We start from the raw sequence: 9,942 nt of genomic DNA, 5'->3' as shown, positions 1-9,942 counted from the left end.
TCGCTACCTCTAAATATAATCAGTAGCGAAAGCGGCCACACTTTTCAGCCCTACTGTCAACTGTTTTTTCAGAAAAAAAGACCCCTATACCATTTCTGGTATAAGAGTCTTATTGTCGTCGCCCTTAACTTAATGACATTGGCCTATCAGCATAGAGCTTTTCCCTGTTCTAATCCAATTTGAGCCGGATCTTTGATGTCAATCACCGCTTATCCGACTCTAACAACGCTTCAACTATCTTATCCTCATCATATTCAGGTGCAAATAGCTTAGCTGTTTTATAGATACGTTCGATAGTTTCTCTATCTTCTTCAAGATCCTCGATCATTTCATCTACAGTCTTTTCTTTTTTCATTTTACGGATTACTTGCTTGACAAGAGTACGAAGAGAGCCTTCTTCTCTTCCTTCTTCTCGTCCTTTCTTTCTCTCAGCTCGTCCTACAAGATTAAGTGCATTGATTTCGTGACTTTCTGCCATTAACATATCAACAACCTCCGCCATGTGAATACGTAGAAATGGTTTTATCTCATAATCCTCTGGCATCTCATTGCATGCCCTGCCAACTGCTTCATCAAGCGATCCCAACATACCACTATTTTTCCTTATCTTATCCACAAACCATGCATATTCTCTTAAAGGTTTGCAGGCTAACATAAGTTCCTTATTGTGGTCATAGTTAATATTGAGCATCCTTACTCTGACTTCAATATCTGCTTTATCCCGAAGTTCTCCTTCAAAGGAATCACTGAGTCTCAAAATACTTTCATCTGGCATTTCCTTTTTTCCATTATAGAATACTACAAGTTTCGGTACTGGAAGTTTTATAAGTTCACTTCCAAAAAGGTTATAATCATTTTCTTCAATATATCCATAGTAGATATTTCCAATGTACCGCATCATTCGAAGTGGCATATTGGGATTATAAGTAGACTGATGCTCATAAAGATTAAGCGTCGCAGAAAAAATAAATGAAGTGTCATTCTTCATGCTGACATAGAGCATATTTCCCAGCGTGTTAAATCTTATCTCTGATTCATCCGTATGGTTCGAACCATTAACTGCATTATAAAGCGCCAGCGTCCATTTCTTATTTTCTTCACTACCAAAAATAAAGTTAAACAGCCTATCCTTATGCTTGATATTGACTTTAGATTCCGATGTCTGTTCAGTATTATTCGACAATCACTTGTCCTCCCTTAATTATAAATTCTTGCTATTGCCCTTTCAAGGCGATTTTGTGCTATTACCAGCTTAGGTTGGGTATTTTTTAATTCTGTCATGGAAAAAAATCTTGACGCATTTGACGCGTCGAAAACAGAATCGTTTGCTCTGAATGAGCAAGCCTGATTAGAATATCACAGCTCTTTTGACCTGTAAATAGACGTGGTACAATCTTAAGAAAATCTTAAACAATTAACCGTATCCCGATTATACCCATAGAAAAAAACGCAAACCATTTCTGATCTGCGTCTTCATCACATTTCTATCTGATTCGATTTAATCTGGAATTAGTTGATATTCATTTGCTAAGCTCATATACTAATCTTCAAATAATCTTTATGACACCTTAATCATCTGCTGGCCCTGCTGCCTGTACTGCTTCTGGAGCATAGCGAAATAATTGATGAGCTCCTGAGTGTAGCCAAATACAGTGGTTGGATTATGCTGCTGGATTGTAGAGAAAATCTGGTTGACTACGTCTTTTTTCTTGAAGACAAAGCCAAACATCTGAGCAGCACTTACTTTCTGGAAGTTGAGACCAACGAGCTTAATGTCGGTGTAGCATGGAATGAGGTTGTAGCTCTGGTTGAATCTGTATGCCCAGCGGATATTAGCGTATGGCATAACTACAAGGGCTGTACCAAGGCTCACGATATAGTTTGGTGTGAGGTAAGTGCGACACTTCTTGATGTAGACTGTTCTCTCATCGTCGAGTTCAGCTGCTATCTGCATCGCCTCAACCTCTGACATTCTGCCAAGAGTACCTGAATAATTAGTTACAGAAACAACTCCCAAAAGGGCAATCAAAATGCCACCCATGATCATGAAAAAGCAGATAAGCGCATAGTCTGCACCACCTTTTTCAAGCGGAGCATTTGCAAAAAGAACTACATCCTGGAAGTAGTTATCGAACTGCTCCCTGGTAATCTGGTCTGCCTCGTCAATGCCTTCGTTGTAGGCTTCAATCGCCATCTCTTTTAACTCAGGCTCCATCTCGGAGATGATTCCAACAATTCTCGCGTAGCCGTTCTCATTGATTGAGTTGATATAATCGTTGTACTTCTCGTTAGTGGCCTTCATGATGTAAAGACCATTCTCGTCACTCACGTAGTAGTAGTGAATGGTTTCGCCCTCGGCCGCAAACACATAGGGCTCGTCAGTGATCTCGACATTGACGTACATTTTCTCGTCAAGGCGCCCTTCGTTATATGCCTGGGCAAAAGAAATACTCTCGTCCTTGAGTTTGTTGTTCACAAAGCCTCTGTAAAGAATAATTGCAAGTGCTGATGCGATAAGCGCTACCCCCACAAGCAGCACCAGCCATTTCCTCATGTACGCGTTCCTGACCTTTGGGTTATCAATTTTACATTTCATCATACCTATCTCTTCCCTTCAAAAAAAATTCTTATCAATTATACCACATTTGCCATATTGCAAAAGTTGCACCAGCTATCCATAATTATTTATATGAAAAACAAACTTCGATCATCCTTTAATTCCAGACAGTACATGCTTTCTTCGGATTTTGAGGTGTTTTATTATTCGGATAAAGACTTCAAAACCCTGGCGCCTCATGCCCACGATTACTATGAGTGCTATCTCTTTTTACAGGGAAATGTGACCATGGAGATCAGGCAGGCAGGAGGAAATGTGCTGCAATATAAAATGACGCCGGGAGATCTGATGATAGTTCCCCCAGGGATTTCACATCATGCGCTGATGCATGACTCTGATGAATATTATAGACGATTTGTCTTTTGGATCAGCAAGGATTGTTGTAACAGACTCATGGAAGAGTCCGTTGATTATATGTATCTTATGCAGCGTGCGGAGGCCTTCAAGAAATACATCTATCATCTGGCACCGGCTGCTTTTCATCAGATTGAGTCCAAGTTCCTGCGTCTGTTAGAAGAAACCTCAGGTGAAAAATATGCCTCAGACGCTTTCAGGCATCTATGCCTCTGCGACCTGATCCTGACCATAAACCGCATTATCTATGACGAAGACCACCAACACTCCGGAAATGATGAGCTGACTCTTTTCCAGAACATCCTGTCCTATGTGGAAAGTAATCTCGAGGATACACTGAGCCTTGATGACGTAGCGGCGCAGTTTTTTGTCAGCAAGTATTATGTCGCACACCTATTCAAGGACACGCTTGGAATCTCGCTTCATCAGTACATTATTAAGAAAAGACTGTCCGAATGCCGAAACGCCATTATCAGTGGTGGCAGCATTACGACGACTTATGAGCGATTTGGATTTCGTGATTATTCCAGTTTCTTCAAGGCATTTAAAAAGGAATACGGGATGTCACCCAAGGAATATCAGAACATATATAGAAATGAGATATCTCAGAGCTAACACAACACAAAAAGACGATATGACTACCACCGCCATATCGTCTTTCTTTTATATTCATATCATTTAACTTTGCGATTTCCCGCAAGGACTTCTCTGTAGTCCTCGAGGTTCTTGCGTAAAAGAGCTGGAATATTAAGCTCATAAGGGCACTTGGAAAGGCACAAGCCGCAGCCGATACATTCGTCGATCTTGCCCATCTCAGCCTGCCAGTACTCAGAGAGCCATGAATCAGAAGGAGCACGTCTGAGCATAAGAGTCATACGATTGCACTGATTTATCTGGATTCCTACTGTACAAGGCATGCAATATCCGCAGCCACGACAGAAATCACCCATAAGCTCTTTTCTCTCACTATCGATAAATGCCTTGATCTCGTCATCCATAGAAGGAGTCTCATCCATGAAAGCAAGCCATTCATCAAGCTCAGATTCTCTCTGGATTCCCCAGATAGGAACTGCGCCGTCGAACTGATTGATGAAAGCCATGGCAGCCTTGGAGTTAGTGATAAGTCCGCCAGCAAGGCCCTTCATGCCAATGAAGCCAACATTATTCTTGTTGCACAGGTGAATAAGCTCTATCTCCTGGTCTGTAGCAAGGTAGCTCATTGGATACTGAACAGTCTCATAGAGCCCTGACTCAGCAAGTTCCTTGGCAACGCCGATCTTGTGAGCTGTTCCGCCGATGTGCTTGATCTTGCCCTGAGCCTTGGCTTCTAACATGCACTCATACATGCCTGTGCCATCGCCAGGTTTCCAGCACTGTCCCATGAGATGGAACTGATAAACATCAATATATGTAGTTTTGAGCTTCTCAAGAGAAGTCTCAAGATGCTGCCAGAACTCTTCAGGAGTCTTGGCTGCTGTCTTAGTTGTGATGATTATGTCTTCTCTTTTTACATAGCCATCTCCAAAAGCCGCGCCCAGCTTCTCTTCGCTGTCGCTATAGGCTCTTGCAGTGTCAAAAAATCTCATTCCGCCATCATAGGCTTTGCGAAGGATTCTAACTGCTTCGTCCAAGGACACTCTCTGAATAGGAAGAGCGCCAAAGCCATTCTGAGGCACTGTAATGCCAGTACTGCCAAGGGTTACGTTTTTCATACAAATCTCCTATTACTGTTTTAGCCCTGTAATCCGTTTGCCTGACGGATCATGTCTTCTACAACGATGTCGTAGATCTCGCCTACTGTATTGCAGTACTCAAGCACTTTCCATGGCTCATTAGTATGGAAATGAATCTTAACAAGATCCTCGTCACCAGCTGCAATAAGGGAATTGCCCTCAAAGTTCTCTGTGATATAATCTGAAATCTCGTCCTCATCGAGGTCCTTATCTCTACGATCAATCAAAAGCTGAGTGTCATAGCGGTACGCGAACTGATCGTCCTCTGCATCAATACTGTTTACTCCCATTTTGATTATCCTCCTGCTATCCGAATTAATCATTTCTTGACTATTGTACTATAAAATTGTGTTAAATATATTTTTAAATTATAAATAATTTTAAGAATTCTCTTTTACCAAAAGATTATACAAGGTCTGGTCTGTATGGAATTCTTCCATCAGCTTATTAACTTCTTCCAGCGCTTTGTTTCTGCTGTTCTTGGGGCCGATAGGTCTTTTCACAGCTCTGATAAGTATGTTCTTGGGTGTGTGTGCAAAATCCACGAACTCAAGAAGCTGTGTCTTGTAACCCGCGTACTCAAGGAGATTTCCTCTGATTGCATCTGTAGCAAGGGCTGCAAAACGCTCTTTTATAATTCCATATCTAGTTAGTATGGTCAGGTCGTCAGTCTGTATCTTCTGATTGAGCTCATGCTGACAGCAAGGCACAGAAAAGATCATCCTTGCATTCCACTCTATAGCGTTGTAAAGCGCGTAGTCTGTTGCTGTATCGCAGGCGTGGAGCGTGATAACCATGTCTACATCAAATGGCGCCTTATAGCCGTTGATGTCACCCAGCTCAAAACGAAGGTTGTCATAGCCATACTTCTGAGCCGCCTGATTGCACTTCTTGATAACATCAGCCTTGAGGTCAAGACCGATAATGTTGGCCTTGATGCCCTTGATTTCAGTCAGATAATAATAAACAACGAAAGTTAAGTAGCTCTTTCCACAACCAAAATCAATTACATTCAGATGATCGAGCTTGGCTGAATCAATCTCATCATCCAGAATCTCCAGGAATCTGTTGATCTGCCTGAATTTGTCGTACATGGACTTTACAACTTTGCCATCTTTGGTGAAGACTCCCATGTCAACAAGTGGCGCAACCTGCTGTCCCTCGCTGATTATGTAGTTCTTTTGCCTGTTATGATCAGAAGACTGCTGCCTTATATGATCCTGCTCATCAGCCTTAAGAGCACGCCTCTTTGCGCTAAGTTCTCCCTTTTTAGACAAAAGAAAACTATATTCATGCTCATTTGTCCAAAGATTGATCTGTCTGAAGGAAAGCTCATTTGTCAGTTCCTCTATGCGCTTTGCCAGCTCTTTGGCCTCGACATTTTCGTGAAAGACCTGCTTCTGCGTATACTTGGAAATCTGGAAGGCTTTTCCTTTGGCCTGAACGTCAATCTTCTTATATTCAGATGACTTGGATGAGGGCTTACTGATAATGGCTCTTGTCACTTCAGCCTCAGCAAGTATCTGGTCTATTTTTTCTCTGATATTTCCCATAAATCTGTGCTCCAATTTTTTGATGCTGCTCTTAAAATATTGGATATTCCTAGTCCAAACACATTTTTCTTTAATTTCATAAATTATATCATGCTAGTCAAACTCTTTTTAAGTTATATTTAGGTTAGACATTGATAATGACGTCATACCAAAAATCGGTTGATGATATTCAATGTTTTATGAAAGTGAGAGAAATATTATGAAGAATAATTTATTAGGAAAGATAATCGGTAAAAGAAATATAGCTGTAATGATAGCTCTTTTAACAGCAACTCTTACAATGGCTGGATGTTCAGTAGATTCTCTTACAGGAGAAGAAACAAGTATTGAGACTGAGGCTGAAGGAGATGCTAATCAGGCAGAAAATCAGGATTCAGGAAGTAACAACAAGGCAGAGAATATGAGCACAGACGGCGCTCCTGCTGGTCCTGGCGGAGCTACATCAGGTAGTTCCTATACAAATAATGGTACTGCAACTACAGGACTTCTGGATACATCAGATATGTTCTCAGATAGGGATCTTGAGCAGGAAGCAGACCTGACAAACGCTGAATACATCACTCTTACAAGTGGTGAGGATGTCACAATTTCGGCCGAGGGCGTATATGTGATCAGCGGAACTGCAACAGATACTTCAATCATTGTAGAAGCGGATTCAGCCAAAGTTCAGCTGGTTCTGGACGGTGTGAGCATTACAAATACTGATTTTCCAGCAATCTATGTAAAAGAAGCTGACAAGGTATTCGTTACAACTACTGATTCTGAGAATATTCTGAAGGTCACTGGTTCTTTTACCACAGATGGAGACGAGAACACTGATGCAGTAATCTATTCCAAGGATGACATCGTGTTAAATGGCGTAGGTACGCTTACTATCGAGTCTACAGCTAACGGTATTTCAGGAAAAGATGACATCAAATTCACAGGCGGAACCTATGTAATCAACGTCTCAGAGGATGCAGTCGAAGCCAAGGATTCCATCAGGATCAGCGATGGCTCTTTTACCATAACCTCAGGAAAAGATGGCTTCCACAGCGAGAATTCGGATGATCTGACTCTTGGATTTGTATATATCTCAGGCGGAAATTTGACGATAGATGCAGATGGCGATGGCATTCAGGCCACCACTGTCCTCATGATTGATGGTGGAACAATTGATATCAATGCTGCAGAGTGCCTGGAAGGTACATTCATCCAGATAAATGGTGGTGATATCACTCTCTACGGTACTGACGATGGAATAAATGCATCTAGCAAGAGTACTTCATATGATGTAGTAATTGAGATAAATGGTGGAAATCTGTCGATTGAGATGGCAAGCGGCGATACAGATGCGCTTGATGCCAACGGTTCACTTATTGTGAATGGCGGAAACATTGATATTACCGCGCAGTTTGCTTTTGACTATGATACAAATGCTGAATTCAACGGCGGTACAATCACCGTTAATGGCGAAGAGGTTACTGATATCACAGAGTCCATGACCTTTGGTGGCATGGGCGGTGGCTTCGGCGGCGGTAATGGTGGCCCTGGCGGAAAAGGCGGTTTCCAGGGTAATGGAGATGCTTCATCGGGTGAATTCTCTGGAGAATTCCCTGGTGAGCCACCTGAAGGCTTCAATGGAGAAGCTCCATCTGGGGATTTCCCAGGCGAGCCACCTGAGGGCTTTAATGGAGAGGCTCCATCTGGCGAGATGCCTAGTGGTCAGGCTCCTTCCGGAGACTTCCAGAATGGTCAGGGTGGACCTGGTAATAAGACTGGGAATTGATTATTTTGTTGATCTTTTTGTGGATATTCTTTTGTGATTAGTATGCGGCTTTAGCCGAATAGTAGCGATTTAATATGATGCGGCTAATGGAATTTGGGCATGTTGTGAATGTCTTTTAGCCGCATGTACATGCTTTCATTGTTTTCGGCTAACACATATCTTGTGCTTACTTGAGTACATCTAGCCGCATATGTCTAAATTCACATATTTCGGCTAAAGCTCTTTACATTCACCTTCATAACACATTAGCCGCAGAGCCTCATATACTGGCTCTGCGGCTAAATCACTGTCTTACCAAGGCAAAATCGAATTAGCCGCATCAATCAAATATTTCAATTTCGGCTAACCCCCAACAAAAAGCCCCAAAAAATCATTAGCCGAAAACAAAGCAACAGCAACGATTTCGGCTAATGCCTTACTTCAAAACTTCTCTCAGCATCATCAACTTCAAGCTGAGTCTTATCAATTCTATCAACCTCAATAAATCTCCCTCGATAAATAGCTGCAATAAACTGCTCAATATCTTCCTGCCTTCCCTGAACCTCGCAGGTAACAGAGCCATCATATTCATTTTTCACATAACCGGTAAGCCTATACATATTAGCTGTATGGGATGCTGTGAATCTGAATCCCACGCCCTGCACAGTACCGTAAAATCTAAGTCTATATCTTTTCTCCATAATAGCTCCACTCATTACTGCATTGAACTCACATACATTATCAAAAGAACTATCTTCTCACATCAATGACAGCAAATTCATGTTATGCTTAATCTCATCTTCCATTTCTCGAATATAAGCAATTCTTGCCACAGTATTCTTAACTTCATTTATGCCCATCTGTCGCTCTGCCTCATCCTGGCAGTTTCCAAGAGTGCGAGAGATATTGTATTCAAGCCATTCTATCCAGGTATAGGCAACTCCGAAGGTTTTATCATAATCACTAAAGCCACAGTCATACTCAGCCAGATACCCTTCCCAAAAGGCTCTGTGCTTAGCAAGATCAAGGCTGCAGGTCGTAATTCCCGCCCACTGAAGAGAAAGCTGTACTGCGCTGGAAATCGGATTTCCATAATCAAGACACTCCAGATCAATAACAAAAGGCTTGCCATTATCCCACATAACATTCTTGGGATCCATGTCTTCATCAACAATACATTCAATATCCGGAAGTGCTTGTCTCGCCCTATTCAGCTGCCCCTGAGCATAGTTTAGCAGATTCTCATTTTCCTTAAGGCATAAAAAGATATCACGATTTTTGTTTTCAGCTTCTCTAATATATTTTCCAAAGTCGATATTGCTAAGAGACATCTCGCCAGTTCGTACTATCTTCCTTGGTTCTATTGCATGTATCTTTCCCTGTATTTCTCCAGCAAACCAGCACTGCTCAGCTGTTATGTTGTTCCAATCAGTAATCTTGCCTTCTTTCCAATCAAATATGTAGAAGAATTCACCCTGGCATTCCTGCATTTTGGCACCATCAATGGTTATTGCAGGAACTATTGGTATTCCAGCTTCTTCAAGCTTTTTCTCAAGAGCTTCCGCTCTTTTGTAATTGTCTTTTGCCCCCTGGCGCTGCATGATTACTGGATTCAAGTGTTTTACTGCGTATGATTTGTTTGTGGTATCAACGCGGTACATTCTATGCATAAAGCCGCCAGACACTGGAGTTATAGGAGTTGCAATCTGTCCCAGATCCCCTCGAGCAAACAAATTGATAATCATGCTTCCGACTTTCTTATCTATCATTCTTAAGCCTCACTCAGTCGCAATCTTCATGTTCTTTATTAACCATACATATAAAACATCATGAAATCAATCTTCTAACGTAAAAAGAGCCAGCCGCGTATGCGACCAGCTCCTATAACTCACCAGACTTCTATTTTCTCTTACTTATATAACAAATTATTATAGTAAC

The 9,942-nt window shown here is 41.7% G+C and carries 9 protein-coding genes; 2 read left to right on the top strand and 7 right to left on the bottom strand.

Annotation, left to right across the window (positions count from 1 at the left end):
* Window positions 1-202: 202 nt before the first annotated feature.
* Together IJI01_RS02360 and IJI01_RS02355 are read right to left on the bottom strand one after the other, a co-directional pair.
* A complete protein-coding gene (locus IJI01_RS02360) occupies window positions 203-1,183 on the bottom strand; it encodes an Rpn family recombination-promoting nuclease/putative transposase (protein ID WP_292185302.1) in 981 nt (326 codons plus the stop codon).
* Window positions 1,184-1,558: 375 nt separating this feature from the next.
* Window positions 1,559-2,599, bottom strand: a complete 1,041-nt coding sequence (locus tag IJI01_RS02355) for a hypothetical protein (RefSeq protein ID WP_292185298.1) — start codon at window positions 2,597-2,599, stop codon at window positions 1,559-1,561.
* Window positions 2,600-2,689: 90 nt separating this feature from the next.
* On the opposite strand from IJI01_RS02355, the gene IJI01_RS02350 reads away from it, so the two are divergent.
* Window positions 2,690-3,586 (top strand): AraC family transcriptional regulator, encoded by an 897-nt coding sequence (locus IJI01_RS02350; RefSeq protein ID WP_292185295.1) that lies wholly within the window; start codon window positions 2,690-2,692, stop codon window positions 3,584-3,586.
* A 59-nt stretch (window positions 3,587-3,645) separates the two neighbouring features.
* Here the strand turns inward: IJI01_RS02350 and IJI01_RS02345 are convergent, their stop codons facing one another.
* The 3 genes from IJI01_RS02345 to IJI01_RS02335 all read right to left on the bottom strand — a co-directional run bounded on the left by IJI01_RS02345 (window position 3,646) and on the right by IJI01_RS02335 (window position 6,257).
* Complete coding sequence (locus IJI01_RS02345) at window positions 3,646-4,683, bottom strand: aldo/keto reductase (RefSeq protein ID WP_292185291.1); 1,038 nt, start codon at window positions 4,681-4,683, stop codon at window positions 3,646-3,648.
* A gap of 20 nt (window positions 4,684-4,703) precedes the next feature.
* Window positions 4,704-4,994, bottom strand: a complete 291-nt coding sequence (locus tag IJI01_RS02340) for a hypothetical protein (RefSeq protein WP_292185287.1) — start codon at window positions 4,992-4,994, stop codon at window positions 4,704-4,706.
* A gap of 90 nt (window positions 4,995-5,084) precedes the next feature.
* A complete protein-coding gene (locus IJI01_RS02335; protein WP_292185284.1) occupies window positions 5,085-6,257 on the bottom strand; it encodes a class I SAM-dependent methyltransferase in 1,173 nt (390 codons plus the stop codon).
* A gap of 199 nt (window positions 6,258-6,456) precedes the next feature.
* On the opposite strand from IJI01_RS02335, the gene IJI01_RS02330 reads away from it, so the two are divergent.
* Window positions 6,457-8,025: a carbohydrate-binding domain-containing protein gene (locus IJI01_RS02330; protein WP_292185282.1), complete on the top strand. Its 1,569-nt coding sequence runs from the start codon at window positions 6,457-6,459 to the stop codon at window positions 8,023-8,025.
* Window positions 8,026-8,432: 407 nt separating this feature from the next.
* Here the strand turns inward: IJI01_RS02330 and IJI01_RS02325 are convergent, their stop codons facing one another.
* Complete coding sequence (locus IJI01_RS02325) at window positions 8,433-8,705, bottom strand: acylphosphatase (RefSeq protein WP_292185279.1); 273 nt, start codon at window positions 8,703-8,705, stop codon at window positions 8,433-8,435.
* 57 nt (window positions 8,706-8,762) lie between these two features.
* On the bottom strand, window positions 8,763-9,773 hold the full coding sequence (locus tag IJI01_RS02320; protein WP_292185276.1) for an aminoglycoside phosphotransferase family protein: 1,011 nt from the start codon (window positions 9,771-9,773) through the stop codon (window positions 8,763-8,765).
* Window positions 9,774-9,942: the final 169 nt, after the last annotated feature.

Source organism: Butyrivibrio sp. (assembly GCF_017433805.1).
Classification (GTDB): domain Bacteria; phylum Bacillota; class Clostridia; order Lachnospirales; family Lachnospiraceae; genus Butyrivibrio.
This window is presented reverse-complemented; position numbering and strand designations above follow the sequence as displayed.